A 26182-nucleotide genomic window follows, 5' to 3' on the forward strand; every position below is an offset into this window, starting at 1 on the left:
TCAAATTTTCAAAAAAACTGACTACCTGCTAACGCTCGTTTCTAACGAGCTTTGAATAAACTATCATTTACAACGATAAAATCGTAGAGCTATTGATGCACTCGTTTAGAAACGAGCGCAAACATGAATGACAAATAAACAAATATTCCGTGCTTTCTGTGTTTTCCATGGCAAAACACATGCGCATGCAGGGCAAAAAACTTAAAACCTGTATTTATCCGTGATTAAAAGTACCATTCTATAAAAAACAGCTGTTTTTTAGGTTTGAAACTAAAATGTTATAATGAATTTGGCGCCTTTGACCTCGAAATTGGTTATATTGAGATCGTAAACCTACTAAACTAAACCAATTGAAAAGAAAAGATTTCCTCTACTTATCCGGAATGGGTATGGGTGCCTTGCTCCTGCCCGATCTCTCTGCATTCGGAACTCCCATCGACCCTTTACAGGCCTTAGATGGAGTGGATGTAAAAATTAAAAAGGAACTTGCGGATGTTGCGCTAAATGCAGCAAAATCTAAGGGTGCAACCTATGCCGATATCCGCATTGGCCGTTACTTAAACCAATTTGTAGCTACCCGCGAAAAACGCGTACAAGGCGTAGCCAATACCGAATCGTATGGTGTAGGTATCCGCGTGCTGGCAAATGGCTGTTGGGGTTTTGCCGCAACAAATAATGTAACCAAAGATGCCATTGCCAAAGCCGCAGAACAGGCTGTAGCCGTGGCAAAAGCAAACGCCAAAATACAGGGAGAACCTGTTCAACTCGCGCCTCAAAAAGGCTATGGCGAGGTAAGCTGGAAAACCCCTATCGAAATTAATGCCTTTGAAGTTCCGGTAAAAGAAAAAGTAGATCTGCTTTTAAATGTGAACGATGTAGCCATGCAAAACGGTGCGAACTTTATAAACTCGGTTATTTTTGCCGTTAATGAGCAGAAATACTTCGCTTCTACCGATGGTTCTTATATCGATCAGGATGTTCACCGCATTTTTCCAACCTTCAACGTAACTAAAGTAGACCCTGAATCGGGCAAATTTAAGACCCGCAATTCGCTCAGTTCGCCCATGGGCAAAGGCTACGAATACATGCATGCCCGTCCGGAAGATAAAGTTACCGGTATTGTAACCCGTTATAAAGGACGTTACGATATGCTCGAAGATGTTAAAGAAGCCGCCCGCGTAGCTACCGAAAAGGTAAAGGCAAAATCGGTCGAACCAGGCAAATACGATCTGGTATTAGATCCATCGCATCTTTGGTTAACCATCCACGAGTCTGTTGGCCACCCGACTGAGTTAGACCGCGTTTTGGGTTATGAGGCCAATTATGCAGGTACGAGTTTTCTCACCTTAGATAAATGGGAATCGAAAAAATTCAAATTCGGCAGTGATAAAGTGAATATCCTGGCCGATAAAACCCAGGTAGGTTCTCTGGGTGCTGTTGGATATGATGATGAAGGGGTCAAATGTAAAAAATGGGACCTGATTAAAGATGGGGTATTGGTCAGTTATCAGGCCATCCGCGATCAGGCGCACATTATCGGTTTAACAGAATCAAACGGCTGTTGTTATTCGCAGGGCTGGGATGATGTCCAGTTTCAGCGTATGCCAAATGTTTCCTTACAACCGGGCAAAGAAAAATTAAGTGTAGATGATATGATCAAGAATGTTGAAAAAGGCATTTACATCATTGGCGACGGCAGTTTTTCCATTGATCAGCAACGCTACAACTTCCAGTTCGGCGGACAGATATTTTATGAAATTAAGGAAGGTAAAATTGTGGGTATGCTTAACGATGTGGCTTATCAGGCCAATACACAGGAGTTTTGGAATTCATGCAATTCGATCTGCGATGAAAGCGATTACCGTTTAGGTGGTTCGTTTAATGATGGAAAGGGCCAGCCTTCTCAAAGCAGTGCGGTTTCGCATGGCAGTTCTACCACACGGTTCAATGGAGTTAATGTTATCAATACAGCAAGAAAAATATAATTATGGCCATATTAAGTAAAGAAGAAGCCCAGGCGATATTAAAAAAAGTAATTGGTTTTTCGAAAGCCGATTTCTGCGAAGTAGGTTTAAATGGTTCAGACGGTGGAAATATCCGTTATGCACGTAATGCAGTTTCCACTGCCGGACAGATCAGTACCATGAGCTTAGGGGTAAGCTCAACCTTTGGGAAGAAGACAGGTTCAGCAACGATAAACGAATTTGATGATGCCTCTTTGCAAAAAGTGGTAAAAAGAGCAGAAGAATTGGCCATGCTGGCACCGGAAAATCCTGAGTTTATGCCACTTTTAGGTCCGCAGACCTTCGCAGAATCGAATACCTTCAATGCTAAAACTGCCGCCATGACGCCCGATACCAGAGCCGAAATGGTTGGAAAAAGTTTAAGTGTATCAAAAGCGGCCGGTTTGGATGCCGCAGGTTTTTTAGAAAACTCGACCCGTTTTAATGCCATCATGAACTCTAAAGGTTTGTTTGCCTACAATAAGGGAACGGATGTTTCCTTTTCGGTAACCGTTAGAAATAAACAGGGAACCGGCTCCGGATATGTTGAGCAAAGCTTTAATGATCTCGACAAGATGGATACCCTTGCTTTAAGCAAAATTGCCTCCAGTAAAGCCAATGGTTCTGCAGGTGCAAAAGCCATTGAGCCCGGAAAGTATACCGTTATTTTAGAGCCACTTGCAGCCAGCGATATTTTAGGCAATATGTTTCGGGGCTTCGATGCCAGAAGTGCCGATGAAGGCAGAAGTTTTATGAGCAAAAAAGGTGGCGGTACGCGTTTGGGAGAACAGTTGTTCTCTGAAAATGTGAATATCTATTCGGATCCGATGAATACCGAAATTCCTTCTGCAACCTGGAATGGTGATGGATTGCCGGTAAAACGGACACAGTGGGTAGAAAAAGGAATTGTTAAAAACCTTTCTTATTCGAGGTATTGGGCCGCACAAAAAAATGTTCAGCCTATACCGTTTAGCCGCAGCGTAATCATCGAGGGCGGAACACAATCGCTGGAAGATTTAATCAAAAGCACTGAAAAAGGCATATTGGTTACCCGTTTCTGGTACATCCGTTCGGTTGATCCGCAAACCTTATTATTAACAGGATTAACGCGCGACGGTACTTTTTATATCGAAAACGGCGAAATCAAATTCCCGATCAAGAATTTCAGGTTTAACGAGAGTCCGGTAATTATGCTCAACAATGTGGAAGCTTTGGGCAAACCAGTGCGGACAGGAAGTGGATTGATTCCCCCAATGAAAATCAGGGATTTTACGTTTACTTCACTATCAGACGCGATTTAAGAAATTCCTTACGAAATACTGTCATCTCGATCCGATAGCTATCGGATCGAGATGACGACATTTTTATTAAAAGAAACAAAATTGAGAAGAAGAGATTTCCTATACATGACAGGTGTTGGCCTTGGTGCCAGCATGATACCCAATATCCCTGCCTTTGGCAAAATGATTTCTGTTGAAGAATCTTTAACACCCGTTGATGTTGCCTTAAAGAAAAAAATGGCCGATGTTGCACTTAACGCGGCAAAAAGCAAGGGCGCCACCTATGCCGATGTGCGGATAGGCCGGTATTTAAACCAGGTTGTGGCCACAAGGGAGGCCAGGGTAGAGAACATTTCCAATTCAGAATCTTACGGTTTAGGCGTACGTGTTATCGCTAATGGTAGTTGGGGTTTTGCTGCAACGAACAATATGGATGATGCCAGCATTGCCAAAGCTGCAGAAGCTGCCGTAGCCATTGCAAAAGGAAATTCCAAACTCATGGAAGAACCTGTTCAATTGGCCGCACAAAAAGGATATGGAGAAGTAAGCTGGAAAACTCCAGTAGAAATCAATGCTTTTGAAGTACCCATTGCAGATAAGGTTGATCTTCTTTTAAAGGTAAATAGCGAGGCGATGAAGGGCGGTGCAAAGTACATCAGCTCCAATCTTTTCATGATTAACGAGCAGAAGTATTTTGCTTCAACCGATGGTTCCTATATCGACCAGGATATCCACAGGATATGGCCGACTTTTATCCTCACCAAAACGGATGCGGCTAATGGCAAGTTCGAAACTCGGAATGCCCTAAGCGCGCCAATGGGTATGGGCTTCGAATACCTTAAACCTAAAGACGAAGAAAAAATTAAGGGCGGCCCCGTTACGATGTATAAAAAGCGTTATGATATCTTGGAAGATGTGCGCGAAGCTGCAACACATGTAGACGAGAAATTAAAAGCCAAACCGATAACACCGGGCAAATACGACCTGGTTTTGGATCCCTCGCACCTATTTTTAACTATCCACGAATCTGTAGGCCACCCCACCGAGTTAGACCGTGTGTTAGGTTATGAGGCCAATTATGCCGGAACCAGTTTTTTAACACTGGATAAATGGGAAAGCAAAAAATTTAACTTTGGCAGTAAAGAGGTCAACATTATTGCCGATAAACTCGAAACAGGCTCCTTAGGTGCGGTTGGTTATGATGACGAAGGTGTAAAATGCGGTCAATGGGACATCATTAAAGATGGAATTTTGGTAAATTATCAAACCATACGCGATCAGGCACATATTTTAGGCTTGAAAGAATCACAGGGCTGTTGTTATGCCGACAGCTGGGACAGTATCCAGTTCCAAAGGATGCCAAATGTTTCCCTGGCGCCTGGAAAGGCGGCTTTGAGCGCCGCCGATATGGTTAAAAATGTAGAGAAAGGCATCTATATGTTTGGCCGGAATTCTTATTCCATCGACCAACAGCGCTATAATTTTCAGTTTAGCGCACAGCTGGCCTACGAAATTAAGGAAGGCAAAATTGTAGGCATGTTTAAAGATGCAGCTTATCAGGCGAATACACAAGAATTCTGGAACTCCTGCGTACAACGCTGCGACCAAAACGATTATAGATTGGGTGGAACATTTTCAGATGGAAAAGGCCAGCCCGGACAGGCAAGTGCTGTTTCGCATGGGAGTGCTACTACCCGCTTTAATGGCGTTAATGTAATTAATACCGGAAGGAAGTTGGGGTAAGGTCTTTTCTCCTCTCTCAATACGTCATCCCGATCCGATAGCTATCGGATGGAACACAGAGATTTATTCTGAAAGATTTAGCTCCTCAAGAGGATCATGTTCAGGTAATTAAAATTGCCGGTATAAGTTGCCGGTAATTTTATCATACGATAATTTCAACAAAAACAAGGCGTAATCAACATCTTCACCATGCCGAACATAAAAACTTATCCACCCCGATTTCTTAAATACATGATGCGGTTCCACCCTTCCATCCAGCATGAGTTCTGCTTTAATTTTCTGTGTAAAAAGAATATCCAATAAACCATTACTGTGGATATGCGCAAATTCTCGTCGGTGATGGTTAAACTGAGAACCACCGAATTTATGCAGGCTAACGGAAGTATCTTTCCATTTTAAAACTTCATTTTCTATTTTATCAATCTGATCTAGACATGCTGGTTGAGTAAGCAGCATCCATATTTTTATTAAGCTATCAAATACCAGCGCAAACAAAGGTATTGATTTAAGAAAATTCAATCTGGTCACTACGAATGAAAACATGTTTAATTCTTTTCGCTAAGTACTTTAATATGATCCATTACGCGCAAATGAACATTTCTGGTAATACTTTCCGCCCATAAATCGTAATACCAGATTGGAAAAACTTTTAAACTATACCAGCTGTTCCCAACAAGTGTAGTGGTTCCATCGCCATTATCTTTTAATAAAAACTGCCCTCTTTCGATATCAATATGGCCCATAATCTCAGGATCTTGGGGCTGGCCGATAATATCAAATGTTAAGTCCTTATTGATATCAAAAGTTACGATCTTTTCATCAAATACATATCCGTTACTAAAAATACATTTTCTTCCCGCTCCTATTTTATAAGCAGTAACCGTAGTCTGCATGGGGCTTGGCATTCCTGCTTTAAAAAGCCAGTAGCTATTTGCCTGTTTGATCTTTTCAAACGCAATTACATTTTTCCAAATTTTTTCCGGTCTGGCTTTAATGATTACCTCATCACTTACCATATTTCGATATTGATGATCAGAAATGGAATCAGCTATAAAAACCACAAGCAATAAAGAAACAACACTTACATTTAAGGTTTGATTACCTTTCCTAAACATTGCTTTACCGATAAAAGCTCCTGTAATTACAAAAGCAAAAATGAGAGGAGAAACAATAATTAAACAAATTGTTCCCTCTTTTAAGAAAATGTAACTCAAAAGAATGGCAAGAAAGCCATTTAGGATTGAATACCAGATAACCGATCTACTTTTCAAGTTCAGAGTTCTCCAAAACCAGGCACTAATTACGCCCATTAATAATGGTAAGATCACGAATTCTGAAAACACCAAAATACCATCCTTAGTGCTATGGAGCAGGTTATTTAACCAGATGATCAATAAGGTTATTCCATTTGAAATGATAATTCCTTGAAGCAATTTTGATTGGAGAAACGTTTTCATATTATATTATTGTTTGATCAAAAGTAAAATATATTTTTAAACTTTCAAAAATTATTGAAAATAAAAATAATACAGAGTGGTCGACTTACCCCCATTAACCAATGCGCCATATATTCGCCACATTAGTAAGAGAAGGCCATTTTGAGCTTATTTTTTCTTAAATAGCTGTATGGCAAAAGCAATCAATTATCTTCCTGCTGATCATAAAGTGATTCTTTGGAACAGCAGGGATGCATGAGAAAGGTGGTTATATCGCCATAAGTGCTGCATTACAAATACAGATCTCATAGATCCAAGTTGTAAACGAGGATCATGCCAGATAAAAATAAAGGGGCATTCTATCCAGACATGCCCCTTTTTCTAACCAAATATAAACCTGTGTGAACCAGGAGTTTTTTTAACCATCTATCTGATGCTAATCTTTATTATTCATTGAGCATATGCTTTTATGAGTTAAACATTATCGTTTTAGCGTTTTTTAATAACAAGGCACAAATCTTCCTTAGAAAAATCCAGAAATCATGGATACAAACTGTTGATACAGTGTTTCTGCTTTAATGAAATCCCCGACAGGAAACAATGAGTTAAATGTTACCGGTTAATTTATAATCTATCGCTAGATCAGTTCGCGCACTTTTTTCTGTGGAAAGTTGCTAGAACCCCGACGAGTACTGACTCTCCCTTCTTCAATATTAATCAGCTAATTAATGGTGGCAAATTAATTAGAGTAATAACCTAAACTAATGGTGGTGATTAGTTAGGCCGTTCCTGATACCCCGGCAACTTATTGACTGAAATACATGACCACCATAATATTCTATCAAAATGCCCCGGGGTACCAGGATTTTTAAATAAGAATATCTGAATGAAACCTTTAACAGGGTGATCCGTATCTTAGTTTATATTAGCGGCAACAGCAGTTATACTGATCTGAATCATTAATCAGAAAATATGGCTGAGGTTGTCTGCGGAATTTCATATCGAACGTAAATTTTGCTAGTGAACTATTGTATTTTTTGTAAAAGTATAAACTTTGTTTAATTTATACAAGTATTCCTATAGATTATATAGACTTTATTATCAAATAACTGATTTACAATAATATAATTTACATATAGGATTAACTACTCTGGTGAGCATAGCGATTTTAGCATTCGAAAGGATGTGCTGTCACCTTGATCATAGTCGAAAGATCTATAGTTTACATGCATTAAAATACCCCGCCTGCACGGGAAATATGACCTTTTATCGCAATCTGTATTGGGTAATTTTTAAGAATCTTTCATCGCTGTAATTTCACAAACCCACATCAAATAAGTAGCTAAAAATCAAAACATTAAAAGACAAAAAATATCAAAGCAAAAAATTACTACTATTTCTATAGAAATTATAGTAATTATTTTATACTTTTGCTGAGTCTTATTCTAAAGCGGATTATATAGCTTTTGAAAAGATCATATAGTCATGTGGCCGAGTGGTTAGGTAAAGGTCTGCAAAACCTAGTACGGCGGTTCGATTCCGTCCATGACGTCTAATACTTATCAAGAAAGACGTAGGGAATGGCCCTTTGATGTCTTAGCAACCTGTTTACCAACAAGGTGCTAATTCCTTTTGCAATTGCAGAAAAGATGAGTTTGAAAGCAGATCTATTTCTGTTTTCGGCAGACAATCAAAGCTATCCCCTTCTGAAACTGGTAACCTAAACTTTATGATATGTCTGTTTATTTTGATTATCCATCCATCAGGGATTTTTTCGAAATCCATGGAAACACTTCCTGCGAAAAATTAGATGACTACGAACATTGTAAGGCGGAATCGGATCGGCTGTACAATGAGCAACTAAATGAAACAGATGAAGAAATTCCTGCAAAAAATCAGCACAAAACAGACACTTAATATCATTTCAACTGCCTCTATATAAAAAAAACTAAAATGTTTTCAATACCACCTCGAATATTCAAAATCTTATTTTTCATTATTTTAAGCTTTTTTCTTTGCTCCATTCAAACATGGGCACAATCGAAAGATCCTTCGCCCATCAGCTTTCCTAGCCCAAAAAATGTAGACCATCTGCTTTTTTATCTTCAACGTGATCCAAATACAAATACACTGATCTATGCACTAAATATCAAAGAAAACGGTAGTATCGATGCTAATGCTCCCATCCAGGTCTACTGGATCCGTTATGGCGAAAAAGGACAGAAAAAAGACCTTGGTTATATTCAACGGAAATTCGCTTATGGCATTGATACAAAAGCACTGGGAGCCGACAAGTATGAATTCAGGTTTGTATCGCATAAAAAACTGCCTTTTTATCTGCAGAAATATAGCGATAAAAGCTACCATGTTTCAGTAAGCATTAACAATCACACCATCAGGGTTACCCGGTTATTTATCAGGATACAGGGTGGGAGTTTCTGGCTCCCCACGTGAAATATGCAGAAGTAGAGGGCACTGAAGAATCGACAGGTAAACCCATAGTGGAACGGATAAGTGTAAAATAAACTTATTCCTACTGAATATAAGATATGTCATGTTGAGCCCGTCGAAATATATTGATTGTCCTTCAACAGGCTCAGAATGCCAACAAAGTACTATTTAGGTTCTTTTTTATTATCAACAGCTGTGCTGAATGTTTTATTGAATTCTCCCTTAATCCATTGTACTTTCCCTGCCGATTGCACAGCTGGCCCTATAATGTAATTCCCTGTTTCACTATCAAGGATTACTACCATATTGTTGGCATTTACCTCTGTATGATACCTTCCATCTGTTTGATCTTGCCCCTTTTTAAAACTGATGGCGGTAAACATTAAGCCAGCGCATAAAAAGCCCAGCAAAAGAGACTTTGTGTCTAATGTAATTTTCATATTCTCAAGATTTATTTGTGTGTAAAATCAAGATAAGACATTTGACCGCCACATTTTCATTCTATCAGAAATATTGCAATCTGTTAGTGCTCTTTTGTACTCATTAGATGATAAACATCAGATAGGTTAAGGCCACAGCAATGAAGATAATGATCAACAGTTTGACCAGAAAATTTTTAAGCGCACCATTGTTTTCTATGGCATTGTAGGCAATGATGTTTTTAATATCGGTCTCTCTATTTTGCTGTATATTGTTGCTACCATTGCGGTTTTCCATTAAATTTTCGACATAATCCTTACTTTCAGCTAAGCCTGCACCTGTGGCATCTTTATAATATTTAATGGCATTCAACTTGTTGCCCTGGCCCAAAATAGTCAATATCTGTTCATCCAGATTAGAGAGATCTACCGTAGTTTTTGGGTATCCGGCCTGTAAGCCATCTATATAATCTTTTGCTTCTTTTAAACCGCAGCTTGTATTGTCGATAATTAACTTAACGGCTAAAATTTTCTGATTATTAGCGATGAGCGACTGGGCTTCTAGCTGTAATTCGGGACTAACATTCATGAGTTTAAGGTAGTAAAATATTACCAAACAAGCATAACACGTTAAAATCAGAAAACCAGATTTCCATTATGGATCAGTGATTTAACCGGCGATACCCTCGACACTGCTTCAGCAGAACAACTGGCATCAACCAGTACCACATTGGCCTGATCTCCTTTTTTTGGCCATTGTTTATTCCCCTTGTCATCCAATGGAAGGATATTCCCGGTAGCGAGTTTCAATATTCTTGACAAATCAAATTCTGTACGGTAACCATAAATCTGCGCAGCAATATTTGCTTTCTGTAAAATACTACCAGTACCAAATGTATTCCAATGGTCAACAATACAATCATTGCCCGCAAGTACTTCTACACCATATTTGTATAAAGTTGGGATTGGCATCGGATTACCGGAAAGTGGAATGGTTGAGGCAATTCCCATTTTTGCAGCACCCAATTTTTCGGCGATTTCTTCTGTTTTGGTTTGATCCAGATACCGCAAAGCAAAAGCGTGGCTCACATAAGTTTTCCCTTTTAACACCGGGTTTTCCATTACTTTAGCCATCAGGTATTCTATTGTTTTCACCCCAGATTCGCCCGACTCGTGCAGGTGGATATCAATTCCTTTCCCATGGTCTAATGCCAATTGCACTACAAAATCCATATGTTTTTCAATACCACCATCAATTGAGGTCGGATCTAGGCCACCGATAAAATCAATGTCCATTTTGGCGGCCTCTTTTAATAGCGCTGCAGATTTGGTGTAATAAATACCATGCTGAGGGAAAGCCACCAATTCGGCCCCAAAAGATTTATTTTTATGTTCTAAAGCAGCTTGTAAATGTTTTAAGGAATCCAGTTGAGAAGTAGGATCGATATTTACATGTGATCGTGCATAACTGGTCCCATAGGATTGCAGTAACCCAATCAATTTTTCAGTACGCGGAATAGAGGTTTTTAAAAGCTCGGGGATTACCTGTTGCTCAAAGGCGATCATATCTTTTACAGATTTGTTCTTTTTCAGATGCGCCTGCCAAGGCAGTCCGTAATATGTTTTATCCAAATGAATGTGCATATCTCTAAATGCAGGGAGCATTAATAAGCCTTTTGCATCAATGGCTTTCGCTTTAGGGCTATTGGGCAGCACATTTTTGATCTTCCCAGCCTCAATTTCAACAGTAAATAATTCAGTTTTAGTATGAATTACCTCATCTCCATCATAATCAAACCCAGTTTCGAGCCTTACATTTTTTAGCACAAGCGTTTTACCAACAGCATTTTCTGTTGCGCTTTGCGCTGCGTTTGCCTGTTCTGCTGAAAGCAGGTAACTGCTGGCCAATAAAATAGAAGAACTTTTAATAAAATCTTTTCTGGATATGGATTGTGGATTCATGATAGCAGGGTTTCTTGTTACAAAAATAACGTTCTGCCGGGTTTACGAATAGTAGGATTTATGCTAAAAATTGTATCATTTATCACTACGCGCACCTATTTCACAAATAAACGCACCGAATATGGTTTAATCCATCACTGTCCTCTAAATTTACGAGGGGTAATTTGAGTCTGATTTTTAAAAAATTTGGAAAAATAAGCTACATCATAAAAGCCAAGATCGAAAGCGATTTCTTTAATGGGAATTTCGGTTGTCAATAAAATCCGCTTTGCTTCAAGAATTAACCGCTCATGAATCAGTGCAGTAGCAGATACATGGAAATGTTTCTTACAAAGAATATTCAGGTAATTTGCCGAAATGTTCAAGCGATCGGCATAAAAAGCAACAAGTTTTTCTTTTTTGTAATAAGTATTTATTAACGAACGGTATTTGAAAAGCACCGGTTTAGTCTGGTAAACGGTTTGATTATTAAACAGTGTTTCTGCTTCTCGGCTAATCATCAGCGCAATAAGCCTGACCCTCGCGTTAATGATTTCCCACAAGATTTCTGTTTTTTTAAGCTCTGCGCTAACACACAGAAATTCGTACAGGATTTTATCATAAGCTTCGGCACTTAGGTTTATAACCGGATCATTTTGGTACAGGATTAATGAAAAGCGCAAAGAATTGGCCAGCGTTTCGAATACACTTTTACTGATCATCAATTGGTGGGCATGGGTTTCTTCACCAAGTTTCCATTTGTGTATCTGCTCAGGGAACAGGAGGTGCAACTGTTTAGGCTTTACCTGATGATTTATAAAATCGATACTGTGTGTGCCACTCCCTTCTTCAAAAAGCATAAACAGGAAAAAATCGTGCATATGCGGTTTTTCGATATACCTTTCCCCTATTATTTCATGATACAATAAACTATTTCCTGCATCCTGGTTTGGCCAAAATTCACTGATATCGAGTGTCGGGAAATTTGCAATCACATCCATTGGCGAAAAATACCATTTTGGACAGAAGTTACAAAGAAGAAGATGGAAAATGGATGATGCAGAATGGAATAGAAAAAGCGCTCTTCTACGGCCCGTTGCACATAGGCGATCAAAATTGCGATGCTTTTCACAATAATTTTCGGCCTGCGTTTCCACAGGCCGAAAATAGAGGTAATAACTTATTTTTTAACAGGCGCAAGCAAACCAGGATATAACACACCATCCGTTTTGAGGTTCAGGTTTAAAAGTTTTGCGATTAACGGTGCAATATCTTCCTGTCCCATCAACGGCAATAGCGTACCCTGTTTAATTCCTTTGCCGAACACAACAAAACCAGTCTGTATTTCTTTAAAATCAGTTGGCAGATAACCATGTGTACCCCCGCTTGCCGGAGTAAGCATTTCGCCGGATGCAGCAGCACCAAAACTAAAACCCTGGTTTGCGGCCAGTGCCATAAAAGCATTTGGATCGCCCTGCGCTTTGGTTAACGCTTCCTTATCCAGTACATGGAAGGTTCTTCGTACGCCCTCTGGCAGTTGACCTAAGGCCAGTTTGATTTTTTCTAAAGTTGCCTTATCCTTTGGATCTCTTAAATGTAAGAAAGAAGAACCTCCACTTTGTTGAAAATAGGCTTTCCAGGCTTCTCTATTGGTGTCGCTATACAAGCCCAGTTTAGCCAACATCACGTTAGGATTAAATTGCGTATGAATATCCACAAAACCATGGTCGCCGGTAATGATAAAAGTGGTATTTTTACTGATACCTTCGGCTTCTGCAGCATCCATAATGGTTTTAATGGCTACATCAGCACCAACGATAGCCGATCTGACTTTATCCCCATCACGACCTTGTTCGTGTTCAAAATGATCAAGAAGTGCAATATGCAAGGCTAAAAAAGAAGGTTTATAACGTTTCAGAATATAGGCAGCCATTCTCGACTTATTTTGGTCGCTGGTGTAGAAATCAATAGAAGCACCGTATTCCCCAAATTTGCCTATAGCATTATCCTGAACTTCCTGAAAAAGATCTTTTGGATTAGACTCCTGCGACATGGCTTTAATCTCGTCTTTTTTCTCGCTTTTATCTTTTGGAAGGATTACATATTCCGGCAGGTTATAATCGATTGGCGCCCCCACGGTAACAGGCCAACTTACCCCGGCGGTAGTTAAACCTGCATCTTTAGCTGCAGTCCATATGGTTGGCACTTTAATATCTTTATAGTACCAGAACCATTTACCCGAAATACCTAAAGGCTCAACCGGTGTATTGTAATAAATACCATGTTTTGCCGGCAATACACCACTTACTATGGTGGTATGTGACGGATAGGTTACTGTTGGAAAACTTCCACGGACACCTTCTGCATAAGCGCCACTTTTCATGCCCTGACGTACATTAACCATTCCCCACTGCGGGTCTAAATAAAATTCAGGGCGTAAACCATCTATACTGATCAATACTACGTGATTCTCCTGGGCCGATAAACACCCTGCTGAAAGCCAAACTAAGGCGATCAGCGAAACGATCTTCTTCATAAAATTATTTTTACGCGAAGGTATTTCTGTAAGATGCCCTTAAAGTTGTATAAATATTAAGAAAATATTAAGGAGCAGTAACTTTACGGATAGGAATATCTATGCAAATTTACTATTAAGCATAACATTATTTTTCATAGGTAGATAAAAAAATAATCAATGTTTTATTTTAACAATGGCAAATGCTACTCCGATTAAAAATGACAATAAGTAATAAGAAACCGGAACAAGTATACTCCTAAGCAGCAATGCCCTTTTACTATAATTAAATCCCGAAAAAAACTGATAAAAAAACCAGATATTATAAATAAGTGCTAAAAAGCTCAGCACACCGAAATACAAAAATGCGAATACTATATTACCGGTGTAAAAAATGGTCAGTACCGAAACAAGAAGGCCAGCGACTAACTCCACAATAATCCGGTTTGAATTTAAAACCAGATGTTCGGAAAAATTAAGCTTCGCTTTTCTAAACCACAAAAAACTAAAAACCGAATAAACAGGAATGGCCACAATGAGTATCAGTTTAGGGTGGCCAGACATAAATTTCTCGAGATCATTCATCATCGCTCTGCTTCCCTGAGGCATCAGACCAGACATGTTGCCGTGTGTATACGGCGCAATGAGACCTGATACCGTCAGAATGAGCAGGATGAGCGTCACAAAACTAAAATAGGGTACCCTTTTGCCTTGGATAAATTCGCGGACGCTATGCCCAGGGCGGGTAAACAACGCTTTAAGCGTAAATAAAATACCTTTATCTACATGCCAAACACTATGGATAAAATCATGGATAAGGAAATGTTTAATGGAATAACGGTGTGTAGTAGATTTTTGCCCGCAGTTTGGACAAAAATTCTGTGTAATCGGGGCGGCACAATTCAGGCAATCTGGTGACATCGATGTGGCTATTTGGAATTCCTGTTTTTAATTTCTGTATTAATTTGACTCAAACTTATAAAAGCTGGCAAAAAAGTTAGGGAACAAGTAATTGGTATTATAATAAGTACTTTAGGTGTTTTAGATGAGAAAACAAGATAAAGTATGATCACGCTGGCAACCAACATCACCAAGCCAAGCCCAATGAGTACTCCCTGCAAACTTTGCTTCTTGTTGTATAATTCTTGTACAGATAATTCAGTAATTGGAATTCCCTTTTTCATATTCATGATTGATGAGGTTAATAAAGCTTGCTTATCGTGTAGAGATACATCATTTATGCATCCTTTACGGTGAACAAATATACAATATATCACCAATTGGTGATAAAAATATTTAAATTTGATTGCGTAATTTTCCAGCGGGATAATTTTTCATCAAATGGAACAGGAAACAGCGGTTAAATCGTTAAGGAACAAGGAAAAAAGTAAACAAAAGTTTTTAGATGCAGTAGAGAAAATACTCCATACCAAAGGTTTTGCAGGGCTTAAGGTTAATGACATTGCGCGAACTGCAGGTTTGGACAAAAAACTGATGTATAACTATTTTGGGGGAAAAGACGAACTCATCGATGCATATATACGTTCGCAGGATTTCTGGAGCAATGTAAAAAATGAATCCGCCGGTCCTATGGTAAATGATGGTGGAAAAACATTTTCAAAAACGATGTTGCTATCTCAGTTCGATTATGTTTTCAGGAATAAGGAATTTCAGAAAATCCTGCTTTGGGGATTAATAGAGAACAGGAAATCGTTAAAAAAACTGGCCGATAACCGCGAAGAAAATGGGGCAATCCTATTTGAAAGTATAACCGACCCGCATTTCAATGAAAACGCAAAAAGGTATAGGGCCATTATCGCACTGCTGATTTCGGGAATTTACTACCTGGATATTTACGCTACTACAAACGACTGCACATTTTGTGGATTAGACCTAAAAAGTACAACAGGTAGATCAGAAATTGAAAATGCTATTTCCTTTTTGATCGATAAGGCTTACGAATAACACATGCTGTAAAAAAAGATAATCAAGAAAGGCCTATAAACCCCCGACCAATCAGTCGTGATTTATAGGCCTCAACATGTTATACTACTGGTTTGGCACCACCATCAATGGCATAATTCTGTCCGGTGATGTATGATGCTCCAGGTGAAACCAAAAAGGCTACCAGATTCGCGACCTCATCTGCTTCGCCCATTCTATCTAAAGGAATTCCTCCAATTTGGGAAATAATCTGCTTTGTTATTTCTTCAACGCTAGTCGCTGATTTTTCAGCTAAGTCCTGTAAAAACGCTTCCATAGCCCCTGTCCTTATTGCTCCGGGTGAAACGGTAACTACCCGCACACCTTTAGCGGCCACTTCAGCAGACAATGCCTTACTATAATTATTAAGCGCAGCTTTAGCTGCTGCATAAGGCATAGTGGTTTGCCAAAGAGGTAACATCCCTACCCCCGAAGAAATATGGATAATCACACCACTTCCTTGCTCCAGCATTTTTGGCAACAAAGCCCTGTCGAATCTGATCGCAGTAAAGAGGTTTATTTCCAGTGCATTAGTCCAATCCTGATCACTTAATACACTAAAGCCTCCGGCAGGGCCGTTATTTGCACCGGCGTTATTGATCAGTATATCTACCTTATTAAACTTTGTGTTAATTGCTTCTACAACACTGGCTATGCTTTCTGGCAAAGCCAGATCAGCCGCTATAAAATAATGCTCCGGATTTAAATCTTTTGGTAGATTCCTTGCGGTCACGATTACTTTCGCCCCATTGCTCGACAGTCTGTCGGCGATGGCTTTACCGATCCCTTTAGTTCCGCCAGTTACCAGGGCGATTTTACCCTGCAACTCTTGATTTTGATTTTCTTGACTCATGTTTTTAAATTATAATTCTGAATTGATTGTTTCAAAATAAATCCAACCCCACCGCATTCTGAAGTAATCATTTCAGAATGCGAGAAAAAAAAGATTATTTTGTGATTTGTTTAATAAAATACTGTGCCATTTTTTTGATCTTCACAGGATCTCTATGGATTAGGTAAGACTCGTACCACCCAGTCCATACACTGATGAAGAAATCTGCAAGTAATTCCGGACTTTCATCATTCGATATGTCTCCTGCAGCCATTGCCTTTGCTATGGTGTCGCTTATAAATTTGTAATTATTATCGTTATCGTTTTTGATTAGATTCTTGATTCTGGCATCATCAGTGGCGCCTTCAAATGCAGTTTTAATGGCAAGACAGCCATTTTTTTCAATGATCACGATCTTTACAGAATCCTCTATGTATTTAGTTAGTATGGATAACGCCGAAGCTTTACTCTTTTCCCGCTGGATTAAATCTTTTGCTCTAATTTCGGTATAAAGCGCAATACACTTCACAAATAATTCTTTCTTGTCACCAATGGTGTTGTATAAGCTACTGCTGTTAATCTTCATCGCGTCAGTCAGATCGCGAAGAGAGGTGCCATTATAGCCCTTTTCCCAAAAAACCTCCATGGCTTTTTGTACTGCCTCCTTCTCATTAAACTCAACATTTCTTGCCATAGCTATTTATTCATGCCAAACTTAACACTAATCTGAAACAATCGTTTCAGATTAGTGTCATTATTGATATTTTCTTTTCAAAAAATTATGACAAAAACTAACTATTAAATTCATTTAGCTCACTATATAATTTCAGGCATAGAAATTGAAACGTAATGATCAGTTTATTATTTCTCATTTGAGAATGTGAGTGAAGTAGAACTAAAAACCTGCTACATTGTTAAATCGTGAAATGAAACAGAATTATGAAGCTAAACCTCTCCTTAATGAAAAAGATCGCCATTATCCTTTCATCGCTAAATTTAATTTTTTTCCTATTCGCCTGCCAACACTCAGTTAAAGAAAAAGAAGATGATAAGATATGGATCATAGTGCAGCCACAGGTCGAATTACACAAATCTATTAGTATAAAAATCTACTTTAAAAGTAAACCGGATCAGGGTACAGTTCGGGTGATCCAAAAGAACAATAATGATTTTGACTTAGAAGGTGCGGAAATCGAAAAGAATATCAAATCTGACGGAACGAACTATTATTACGATATCATTTTTACTGCCGGTAGTATAGGGAAGTCAGATCTCCCAATTATAGAAGCAAAAATAGAAGGCAAAAACTATCAGAGCGCCACAAATGCTGTTGAAGTCGTTAAAAAGCAGGATGTAGATAGTAACGCCGTACAATTAGTCCTAGTAGCTGATAAGGATCGGTACCAGCTGCACGACACTATAAAAGTCTCATTATACGAATATGCCAAATTTTCGAATACCGCAAAGTTTATGCCCGCTGATCTGGTTAAAAAGGGAGCACCTGAGGCGCTCTTCGCAGTGATCGACGAAGGAAATATTGATTACAAAGTGGGGATAGTTGGTTTCAAAGCATATATCGATGCCAATTTTAACGTGGCGAAATTTACCTGGAACGTAAATGAAATTGGTAAGCAGATGTCAACATTAGATCAGGGGCATTTTATTAAGCAACAAATATTTGAAATGAAGATGATCGCCAAACATACAGGCAATTTTACCATTCTGCCAAGCCGGTTTGATTATAAGATCTACCCTTATGAAGAGGCTTTTGAGGAAGACCTTCTAGGTACAAAAGGAGTTCTGGAGGCAAAAAACAGGATAGGCGTACAATCCAATACACTGAACATCAATGTAGAGTAAACAAAAGCTACAGCGAAATCGGTTTATGACTGGATTTTTTTTTGTAAAAGAAACAGATTATTCGACTCCCCTGGCAACGCATCCAATACCTGAACCGCTTTTATTGACCTAATCTTCAACGATAACATACTGAAAGCAAAAAGGGCTGCTTTTTAACGAGCAACCCTTTAAGGTTTTGGGCCTGAGCCCGGTTAGTACCCGGAGCCGGAGTCGAACCGGCACGGTTTCCCACAGGTGTTTGAGACCAGCGCGTCTACCAATTCCGCCATCCGGGCATTCGTGTTGGACGGGGTTGCAAATGTAGATATTGAAAGTTAAAATGCAAAAATTATTTTCAATTAGTTTTAATACCCTGATAGACAGTTATTTTAATCGCTTATCTTTCAATTTTCTATCGACAACAAATGGCATGAAGGGTAAAAGTGATGCTAAAAAGATGAGAATGACTTTACCGAACTTCCATTTTTGCTCTTGCCAGGCCAAGACTAATGTAGCCGCATATAAAACAAATAACAAACCGTGGGCCCACCCAGTGTACTTTACGTACAAAGGAAGATCTGCAAAATATTTTAACGGCATGGCTACAAATAACAAAAGCAGATAGGATATACCTTCTGCTACGGCTATTTTACGAAAAATAGAAAGGGAGCTGTTCATTGAGTCTGATATTTTGTTCCGAAAATAAAACAAAGCCTTTGCCTATCAAAAACTAAAAAATGATTTTACAATGAGCTGTTAAAAAGTTAGCGGGCGAAAAGTTTAAGGTCATGCGATCGCTACGCTGAACTTTTTTCAGGGACCTTATTGCCTAAATCTATTGTTTTTTAACCGCAAAAGCGTACAGAGTTGGGCGCCTATGATTCTAAATTATTATCTTTGGCCATGTAGCCTCCAACATTGGACTCCTTCCATCATCCATTTCCCATCGCACACCTTCCATCTATTTTACTAAGCGCTCTCTAATTCTATCAATATACTTCTGACGATAAAAATTATCTTTTATTAAAGGTAATAATGCATCAGACGTTGTTGGATTGCTGTCGAACTGATCAATCAGATGATTTAACTCATTGGCCAAATCTTTTTCTATCGTTTCCACATCTTTCTTTACCTGCTCAAGTTTTTCAGCGTCTGGATCAAATTCCAGATCCATCAAAGCCTCATTTACATCCATCATTTCCATTAAAAAAGATTGGGGCAGTTGATAACCCTCATCTGTTGCTACAATTCCCTTTAATTCGAGCACATATTTTAATCGTTTTTTAGGGTTGCTCAGCGTTTGGAAAGCCTTATTATTTAAAGTTGACAGATCAAGTACTTCCTGCTGTTTCTCTTCGCTTTCATTGGCATAAAAATCGGGATGAAATTGCTTACTAAAAGCATAAAATTTAGCTTTAACTGCACTTTGATCAGGATTAAACTGGATCGGCAATTCATAAAAATCAAAATAATTGGTTTCCGCTTTTGCTGTACTCATGATGTGTATTAAATTAAAAAAGCCGCAGACGTTCAGATTGAATGATCAAATCTGCACATCTGCGGCAATTATATCAATTTGGTTTTACTTACCGAAGGATTTTAAAATATCATTACCAAAAGCAAACACCATTAAACCGATCAAGATCACAAAACCTACAATTTGAGCCTTCTCCAGGACTTTTTCGCTTACAGGCTTACGTTGCACCATCTCGATTAAAAGAAACACTACGTGACCTCCATCTAAGCCAGGAATAGGCAACAAATTCATAAAGGCCAGGGCCATTGAAATCAATCCGGTTAAAGTCCAGAATTTAACCCAGTCGAAGGTACTTCCGTAAACCTTGGCAATCCCGATCGGACTGCTGATATTACGTGCGCTCAGTTTACCGGTGATCATTTTGCCAATACCCTTTGCATTGTCTACAAAAGTGCTCCAGGCCATGGTTGCACCAACCGGAAACGATTCGATAAAACCAAAATCAACATGCGCGGTTTCAGGGCTACTCAAGTTAGGAATAATACCTATGGTTCCCTCTTTGCTTACCTTAAGGTCGAAATTTATTTCCTTGCCTTTACGCAAGGCTTTGATGCTAATGGGCTTTAACTTATTGGTAGACACCTCTTCTTTAAACTGATCAAAGAAGGTGATCGATTTTCCATTAACAGCAATAATGCTATCTCCTGGTTTAATGCCCGCAGCATAAGCCGGATAGGCCGGTTTCTCGAACTTTCTGCCAAACAGTTTATCAAAAAATGAAGGCTTATCAACTTTTTCATCTGGCGCACTTACCTTATCTACGCTTTCCATTCTGTAACGGGGCGAGATAAAATTTTCCTTATCGTTTTTTGATATCTTGTTTAGGATGGTATCCGGAACAGAGATATAAAGGGTTTTATTTTCCCTCAAAATCGTTAATTGAGCCCCGTCAAACAACACCTTGCTTGATATTGCATCCTCAAAACGGATCAGTTTATTGCCATTGATAGCTAAAATCTTATCTCCATTTTTTAAGCCGATTTCTTTGCCGATTGCTCCCACAGAAATACCATCGTTCAATTTACCGTTAACCGTATAATTCTGCCCGATGTTGAAAGTTAACATCCAAAAGATAAAAATACCGACAATCACGTTTACGATGATACCGCCAAGCATCACGATTAAACGTTGCCAGGCTGGTTTAGAACGAAATTCCCATGGTTGAGCAGGCTGAGCCATTTGCTCGGTATCCATACTCTCGTCAATCATTCCGGCAATTTTCACATAACCCCCGAGTGGCAGCCATCCCACTCCATATTCAACGTCTCCTTTTTTGAAACTGAAAAGCTTGAAGCCCCAGGCATCAAAAAATAAATAAAACTTTTCTACTTTAATACCAAATGCCCTGGCCGCCAAGAAATGCCCTAATTCGTGTAATATTACCAATAAAGACAATCCGAGCAGCAGCTGCCCCGCCATAATCAATCCATTCATATTTTCTTATAAAATTTTATGTTAGATGTTAAACTATACTTTTTGTTACTAATTCTCCGGCTAAGATACGGCTATGTTTGTCAGTTTCTAAATAATCACTCAATTGTGGATTTTCCACGAAACTGATTTCTTCCATACATTGCTCAATAACCTCACTCATTTGCAGAAAACCGATTTTATCTTTTAAAAATGCTTCCACAACAATTTCATTTGCGGCATTTAAAATACAGGGCATATTCCCCCCTTTTCTTAAGGAACTATAAGCCAGACCTAAATTTCTAAATGTTTCCATGTCTGCCTTTTGAAAGCTAAAATTCGGATAATCTAAGAAGTTAAAACGCTTAAAATTGTTTTTTAGCCTGTCGGGATAATTTAAAGCATATTGGATGGGCAGTTTCATATCCGGAACACCCATCTGCGCTTTCATAGAGCCATCGGTAAATTGAACGAGGGAGTGTACAATCGATTGAGGATGCACTATCACATCAATCTGATCAACATCCAGATTAAACAGCCATTTGGCTTCAATTACTTCCAGGCCTTTATTCATTAAGGATGCAGAATCAATCGTGATTTTCGCCCCCATTACCCAATTGGGATGTTTTAAGGCCTGATCCTTTTTTACCGTGGATAAAAAATCTCGCGTTTTGCCCAAAAACGGTCCGCCGGAGGCCGTTAAATAAATCTTTTCGATTTCATTTTGCTCCTCTCCTACTAAACACTGGAATATTGCCGAATGCTCTGAATCAACCGGTAAAATTTTAACCTGATGTGCTGTGGCCAACTGCGTGATCAATTCGCCTGCAACAACTAACGTTTCCTTGTTTGCTAAGGCAATATTTTTACCGGCCTGTATAGCGGCAATAGTGGGTTTTAATCCAACTGACCCCATTAATGCAGTCAATACTACATCACTCTCCTCATAGGCTGCAACTTCTGCCAAAGCGGCTTCACCGGCCAGAACTTTAATGTTTAACGTAGACAAAGCATTTTTAACTTCGTTATATTTGCTTTCATCACAGATCACCACAACATGAGGTTTAAATTCCCTTGCTTGTTGAATGAGTAATTCTGAATTTTTCAATGCAGATAAAACAGCTACTTTAAAAACTGCGGGATGATCCCGGACAACTTCAAGTGCTTGCGTACCTACGCTTCCTGTAGAACCTAATATGGTTATTCTTTTCAAATCGTTTAATATCGTTCTGCTTAATTATAATTAAGCATTTTATTTATTATTTTTATTATTCACCCGTTTCTGCCATTCTGATAAGCATCTGTTGAACCGATCGTCATCTCGACTGGAGCGCAGAGAAATGGAGAGATCTTTATAGAGATTTCCCGACTGCGTTACACTCCGCTCGAAATGACGACAAGTGGTTAAACAATATACTTTTCTAACCCGTCCGCCAGTTTCCGATCATTGCTTAAACGTGGCACTTTATTCTGTCCGCCTAACTTCCCCTCACTTTTCATATAATTTACAAAGGCATCTTTTTGCAAAGTACGTATAATCAATGGCTGAAGGATGTTTCCTTCAATCAGGTCAAAGTAATAAATATTTTTCTTTTGCAAAGCGGCATCTACCTTTTTACTAAAAGCTACCATATCTTTTGGTGCGGCAGAAAATTCTACAAACCATTCGTGATAAGGCAATTGCCCGGCTTCAGGATTAACCTGCGGTGCAACCGTAAATTCAGTAATTTCAACCTGCTCGTCATTAGCCACACTTAAAATCGCCTGTTCTACCTCTTCGCCAATAACATGTTCCCCAAAAGCAGAAATAAAATGTTTAATTCTACCTGTGACCACAATTTTATAAGGATTTTTAGAGACAAACTTTATCGTATCGCCAATGCTATAGCCCCACAAACCTGCATTGGTATTTAAAATAAGTGCATAATTGGTATCCAGTTCTACTTCACCAAGCGATAAGCGTGTTGGATGATCATTATAATATTCATCCGCAGGAACAAATTCGTAAAAAATACCTGCATCGGCCAATAACAATAAACCCTTATCTTTCTGCGAATCCTGATAGGCAATAAATCCTTCAGAAGCCGGATAGGTTTCAATGGCATCAATTTTTCTGCCGATACTTTGTTCAATTTTTGCTCGGTAAGGCTCGAAATTTACACCACCATAAATAAACAAACTAAAATTCCTGAATATTTCAGCAATTTTCTTCCCTCCTGATTTCTCTGAAAGTTTATCGAAATACATTTGCACCCATGGTGGAATGCCCGAAATCAGCGTCATGTTTTCGTTGATGGTTTCCTCAACGATAGCATCAACTTTTTGCTCCCAATCTTCGATAATATTGGTTTCGTAAGAAGGTAAACGGTTCTTTTGCAGATAAGCTGGCACATGATGTGCTACGATTCCGGATAAACGCCCCACATTGATTCCATGTTTTACGCTTAAAACCGGACTCCCCTGAAGAAAGATCATTTTACCGTTTACAAAACCGGCCTTACCCGTTTCATGAATGTAAGTTAAAATGGCATTCCGTGCAGCCTTAATATGCTCGGGCATTGATTCTTTAGAAAGCGGAATATATTTTACACCGGAAGTAGTACCCGATGTTTTGGCAAAATAAAGTGGTTTACCTTTCCAAAGTACATCGGATTCACCTGCTACTACACGATCTACATAAGGTTTTAATCCTTCATAATCCTGAACCGGAACATGGTTTTTAAAATCAGCATAGGTTTTAATATCGGCAAAATGGTGGTCTTGCCCAAACGCAGTATGCTTAGCTTCATCAATCAGCTTACTTAATATTTTATTTTGAGCATTAACAGCATTATTCTTCCATTTGTTAATCTGCCAAACCGCAAATGCAGCAAAGGGTTTACTTAATGCTGCTTTAAGCCCCCAACCCCCTGAAGGAGACTTTTCTTTTCTACCGTTCTTCTCTTTTTCCATAAATTTTAATTTGAATTTTAACTCCCTTCAGGGGCTGGGGGTTAAACGATATTATGCAAAATATCCGGATGTTCGCCGCCTTTATATTCACTCGAAATTTTACGGTAAGCAACCGTTAAAGCTACGCTAGATAGCGGAACAATAATAAATGAACTTAAAATATTTACTATAAAGGCGATTAATGGCCATTGCAGGTAGTTAAGCAACAGATAAATTAAATATCCCCCTCCTAAGACCACTAATAACAATAAAATTTTAGTGAAATTTCCTTTAGTGGTAGCTAAGCTCAGTTTAATCGAATCGAAAGGTGTTGCACCTTTATCGATGATAAAAAATGGAAAGAAAGAAATTCTTAACCAAGTAATAAAAATGGCTATAATACCAACCGATATGGCCACATTTTTAACGATAGCCACATTAATTCCGGTATAAATGAATGGAAAGGCCACAAGGATTACCACCAGGTAAACACCAAGAATACAGCCTACAAAATAAAGCGTAGCAACTAAGAACCTGATAATCTGCAATCGGGTTGGGAGTGTATCAACAATTTTCACATCGTTTTCCTCATCATCCATTAAATGGAATATATATTTGAACAGCGAAAGATTGATCGTGAAATAAAGCAGTACAAAAATAATTACCATCACCACGCTTAATGCCTTACTTACATCTTTAATAAAAAAGGCCATCAAACTTGATGCACTTGCTGTGATGAACATTAAAAAGCATAACGTAGCAATCGAGAAATAGTGTTTCTTGGTAATGCTCCATGCCTTTTGGATTACATCATTAACGGCGAACGTACTTTCTTTTAGGTAATTTATCATTGTTGTTTGAATACCACTCGTTTAAATAAATCCTGTATAAATCCTAAACCATAAGCGGTTAGTTGGATAAACGAAGATATAATGCTCAAAAATGCAACTTTTAACGATTTATTTACAGACCATGAATGAAAAAATATCAACATAAAGTAAATCAATAAGAAGAAGTTACAAACATATGCCAATGGCGGATAGATAAAGTTACACAAAATAGTAAAACCAAAGCCCAAAGTGAATAAGGCAGGAAAAAAGTGAACTGGCTTTAATTCCTTCGGAAAATGTTTATAAATATTGATCCTCGCCCTTCCGAAAAAGTGCAATTGTTTGTAAAACTGGCTAAAACTTGTCCTGCGCTTGTGGTAAACCTTTGCGTCCGGTATCAATCCGATCTTAAATCCATTTTCATGGATTCGGATGCTATATTCGATATCCTCTCCTAATCTGGTTAAAATAAATCCGCCTACCTTTTCCCAGGCCTGACGGGAAACGCCCATATTAAAGCTCCGTGGGTGAAACTGCCCAACATGCTGTTTGTTTCCTCGGATCCCTCCAGTGGTGAATGGCGATGTCATGGCGTAGCTGATTGCTTTTTGCACAGGGGTAAAGCTATCGTGCGCGGCATCCGGACCACCATAAGCATCTAAATGATGCTCATATAAATAATTCTTAACCGTTTCCAGGTAATTTGCAGGGATTAAACAATCCGAATCGAAAATAACAAAGTAATCGCCAGTAGCCCTTTCAAAGCCAAAATTACGGGCAAAACCCTGTCCGGCATTTTCTTTGAAATAATATTTAATATCCAGTTTATCTGCATACGACGCTACAATTGCCTTGGCATCGTTTTTCGAACCATCTTCAATCACCAAAACTTCAAACTGTAAATAAGTCTGTTTGGTTAGGGTGTTTAAAAGTTCGTCGATTTCCTGAGGACGATTATAAAGTGGAATGATGATGGAGAAAAACATGTTTGAAATGGAAAAGGGAAAATGTAAGATGTATAATGGCAATTCC

Annotated in this window: 25 protein-coding genes, 2 tRNA genes and 1 riboswitch; of the genes, 8 read left to right on the top strand and 19 right to left on the bottom strand. The window is 38.8% G+C overall.

Annotation, left to right across the window (positions count from 1 at the left end; all coding sequences use genetic code 11):
- The first annotated feature begins 350 nt into the window (after positions 1 to 350).
- From AC04Q1_RS11865 to AC04Q1_RS11875, 3 genes are all read left to right on the top strand, one after another.
- Entirely contained in the window at positions 351 to 1985 is a 1635-nt protein-coding gene (locus AC04Q1_RS11865) for a TldD/PmbA family protein (RefSeq protein WP_478364820.1), read from the top strand.
- Positions 1986 to 1987: 2 nt separating this feature from the next.
- Complete coding sequence (locus AC04Q1_RS11870; RefSeq protein WP_478364821.1) at positions 1988 to 3304, top strand: TldD/PmbA family protein; 1317 nt, start codon at positions 1988 to 1990, stop codon at positions 3302 to 3304.
- Between the two features lie 81 nt (positions 3305 to 3385).
- Positions 3386 to 5026, top strand: a complete 1641-nt coding sequence (locus tag AC04Q1_RS11875) for a TldD/PmbA family protein (RefSeq protein WP_478364822.1) — start codon at positions 3386 to 3388, stop codon at positions 5024 to 5026.
- Positions 5027 to 5134: 108 nt separating this feature from the next.
- Here the strand turns inward: AC04Q1_RS11875 and AC04Q1_RS11880 are convergent, their stop codons facing one another.
- Complete coding sequence (locus AC04Q1_RS11880; protein WP_478364823.1) at positions 5135 to 5482, bottom strand: luciferase domain-containing protein; 348 nt, start codon at positions 5480 to 5482, stop codon at positions 5135 to 5137.
- 89 nt (positions 5483 to 5571) lie between these two features.
- The gene (locus AC04Q1_RS11885) at positions 5572 to 6483 is read right to left on the bottom strand and encodes an SRPBCC family protein (protein WP_478364824.1); all 912 of its coding nucleotides are present in this window, start codon (positions 6481 to 6483) and stop codon (positions 5572 to 5574) included.
- Positions 6484 to 7943: 1460 nt separating this feature from the next.
- On the opposite strand from AC04Q1_RS11885, the gene AC04Q1_RS11890 reads away from it, so the two are divergent.
- The 3 genes from AC04Q1_RS11890 (at position 7944) to AC04Q1_RS11900 (ending at position 8916) form a co-directional block, all read left to right on the top strand.
- A tRNA-Cys gene (locus AC04Q1_RS11890) sits at positions 7944 to 8014 on the top strand.
- Between the two features lie 4 nt (positions 8015 to 8018).
- A riboswitch (SAM riboswitch) is annotated at positions 8019 to 8118 on the top strand.
- Between the two features lie 78 nt (positions 8119 to 8196).
- On the top strand, positions 8197 to 8379 hold the full coding sequence (locus tag AC04Q1_RS11895) for a hypothetical protein (protein ID WP_478364825.1): 183 nt from the start codon (positions 8197 to 8199) through the stop codon (positions 8377 to 8379).
- Between the two features lie 36 nt (positions 8380 to 8415).
- Complete coding sequence (locus tag AC04Q1_RS11900; protein WP_478364826.1) at positions 8416 to 8916, top strand: DUF4833 domain-containing protein; 501 nt, start codon at positions 8416 to 8418, stop codon at positions 8914 to 8916.
- A gap of 161 nt (positions 8917 to 9077) precedes the next feature.
- Here AC04Q1_RS11900 and AC04Q1_RS11905 read toward each other — a convergent pair whose 3' ends face one another.
- From AC04Q1_RS11905 to AC04Q1_RS11935, 7 genes are all read right to left on the bottom strand, one after another.
- Positions 9078 to 9353, bottom strand: a complete 276-nt coding sequence (locus AC04Q1_RS11905; protein WP_478364827.1) for a hypothetical protein — start codon at positions 9351 to 9353, stop codon at positions 9078 to 9080.
- A gap of 103 nt (positions 9354 to 9456) precedes the next feature.
- Positions 9457 to 9921: a hypothetical protein gene (locus AC04Q1_RS11910; RefSeq protein WP_478364828.1), complete on the bottom strand. Its 465-nt coding sequence runs from the start codon at positions 9919 to 9921 to the stop codon at positions 9457 to 9459.
- 47 nt (positions 9922 to 9968) lie between these two features.
- Positions 9969 to 11294, bottom strand: a complete 1326-nt coding sequence (locus AC04Q1_RS11915; protein WP_478364829.1) for an amidohydrolase — start codon at positions 11292 to 11294, stop codon at positions 9969 to 9971.
- A gap of 134 nt (positions 11295 to 11428) precedes the next feature.
- Complete coding sequence (locus tag AC04Q1_RS11920; protein ID WP_478364830.1) at positions 11429 to 12274, bottom strand: AraC family transcriptional regulator; 846 nt, start codon at positions 12272 to 12274, stop codon at positions 11429 to 11431.
- Between the two features lie 179 nt (positions 12275 to 12453).
- The gene (locus AC04Q1_RS11925) at positions 12454 to 13809 is read right to left on the bottom strand and encodes an alkaline phosphatase family protein (protein ID WP_478364831.1); all 1356 of its coding nucleotides are present in this window, start codon (positions 13807 to 13809) and stop codon (positions 12454 to 12456) included.
- Positions 13810 to 13965: 156 nt separating this feature from the next.
- The gene (locus AC04Q1_RS11930) at positions 13966 to 14709 is read right to left on the bottom strand and encodes a DUF3667 domain-containing protein (RefSeq protein WP_478364832.1); all 744 of its coding nucleotides are present in this window, start codon (positions 14707 to 14709) and stop codon (positions 13966 to 13968) included.
- A gap of 8 nt (positions 14710 to 14717) precedes the next feature.
- Positions 14718 to 14978, bottom strand: a complete 261-nt coding sequence (locus tag AC04Q1_RS11935) for a hypothetical protein (protein ID WP_478364833.1) — start codon at positions 14976 to 14978, stop codon at positions 14718 to 14720.
- Between the two features lie 151 nt (positions 14979 to 15129).
- Here AC04Q1_RS11935 and AC04Q1_RS11940 point away from each other — a divergent pair, with 151 nt between their 5' ends.
- On the top strand, positions 15130 to 15753 hold the full coding sequence (locus tag AC04Q1_RS11940; protein WP_478364834.1) for a TetR/AcrR family transcriptional regulator: 624 nt from the start codon (positions 15130 to 15132) through the stop codon (positions 15751 to 15753).
- Positions 15754 to 15832: 79 nt separating this feature from the next.
- Here the strand turns inward: AC04Q1_RS11940 and AC04Q1_RS11945 are convergent, their stop codons facing one another.
- Positions 15833 to 16624, bottom strand: coding sequence for an SDR family oxidoreductase (locus tag AC04Q1_RS11945; protein ID WP_478364835.1), 792 nt, complete (start codon positions 16622 to 16624; stop codon positions 15833 to 15835).
- A gap of 94 nt (positions 16625 to 16718) precedes the next feature.
- On the bottom strand, positions 16719 to 17297 hold the full coding sequence (locus AC04Q1_RS11950) for a TetR/AcrR family transcriptional regulator (protein WP_478364836.1): 579 nt from the start codon (positions 17295 to 17297) through the stop codon (positions 16719 to 16721).
- A 266-nt stretch (positions 17298 to 17563) separates the two neighbouring features.
- On the opposite strand from AC04Q1_RS11950, the gene AC04Q1_RS11955 reads away from it, so the two are divergent.
- On the top strand, positions 17564 to 18463 hold the full coding sequence (locus AC04Q1_RS11955) for a hypothetical protein (protein WP_478364837.1): 900 nt from the start codon (positions 17564 to 17566) through the stop codon (positions 18461 to 18463).
- A 195-nt stretch (positions 18464 to 18658) separates the two neighbouring features.
- Here AC04Q1_RS11955 and AC04Q1_RS11960 read toward each other — a convergent pair.
- The 8 genes from AC04Q1_RS11960 to AC04Q1_RS11995 all read right to left on the bottom strand — a co-directional run bounded on the left by AC04Q1_RS11960 (position 18659) and on the right by AC04Q1_RS11995 (position 26136).
- Positions 18659 to 18738: transfer RNA gene (locus tag AC04Q1_RS11960), tRNA-Leu, on the bottom strand.
- Positions 18739 to 18826: 88 nt separating this feature from the next.
- Positions 18827 to 19120 (bottom strand): DUF3817 domain-containing protein, encoded by a 294-nt coding sequence (locus AC04Q1_RS11965; RefSeq protein ID WP_478364838.1) that lies wholly within the window; start codon positions 19118 to 19120, stop codon positions 18827 to 18829.
- A gap of 283 nt (positions 19121 to 19403) precedes the next feature.
- On the bottom strand, positions 19404 to 19940 hold the full coding sequence (gene hscB, locus AC04Q1_RS11970; RefSeq protein ID WP_478364839.1) for a Fe-S protein assembly co-chaperone HscB: 537 nt from the start codon (positions 19938 to 19940) through the stop codon (positions 19404 to 19406).
- 84 nt (positions 19941 to 20024) lie between these two features.
- Positions 20025 to 21413: an RIP metalloprotease RseP gene (rseP, locus tag AC04Q1_RS11975; protein WP_478364840.1), complete on the bottom strand. Its 1389-nt coding sequence runs from the start codon at positions 21411 to 21413 to the stop codon at positions 20025 to 20027.
- A gap of 28 nt (positions 21414 to 21441) precedes the next feature.
- A complete protein-coding gene (locus tag AC04Q1_RS11980; protein WP_478364841.1) occupies positions 21442 to 22602 on the bottom strand; it encodes a 1-deoxy-D-xylulose-5-phosphate reductoisomerase in 1161 nt (386 codons plus the stop codon).
- A gap of 191 nt (positions 22603 to 22793) precedes the next feature.
- Entirely contained in the window at positions 22794 to 24341 is a 1548-nt protein-coding gene (locus AC04Q1_RS11985; RefSeq protein WP_478364842.1) for a GH3 auxin-responsive promoter family protein, read from the bottom strand.
- A 41-nt stretch (positions 24342 to 24382) separates the two neighbouring features.
- Complete coding sequence (locus AC04Q1_RS11990) at positions 24383 to 25171, bottom strand: hypothetical protein (protein WP_478364843.1); 789 nt, start codon at positions 25169 to 25171, stop codon at positions 24383 to 24385.
- Positions 25168 to 26136: a glycosyltransferase family 2 protein gene (locus tag AC04Q1_RS11995; RefSeq protein ID WP_478364966.1), complete on the bottom strand. Its 969-nt coding sequence runs from the start codon at positions 26134 to 26136 to the stop codon at positions 25168 to 25170. Before AC04Q1_RS11995 ends, AC04Q1_RS11990 begins: the two co-directional genes overlap by 4 nt.
- Positions 26137 to 26182 lie beyond the last annotated feature (46 nt).

The sequence above is a fragment of the Pedobacter humicola genome, assembly GCF_056490705.1.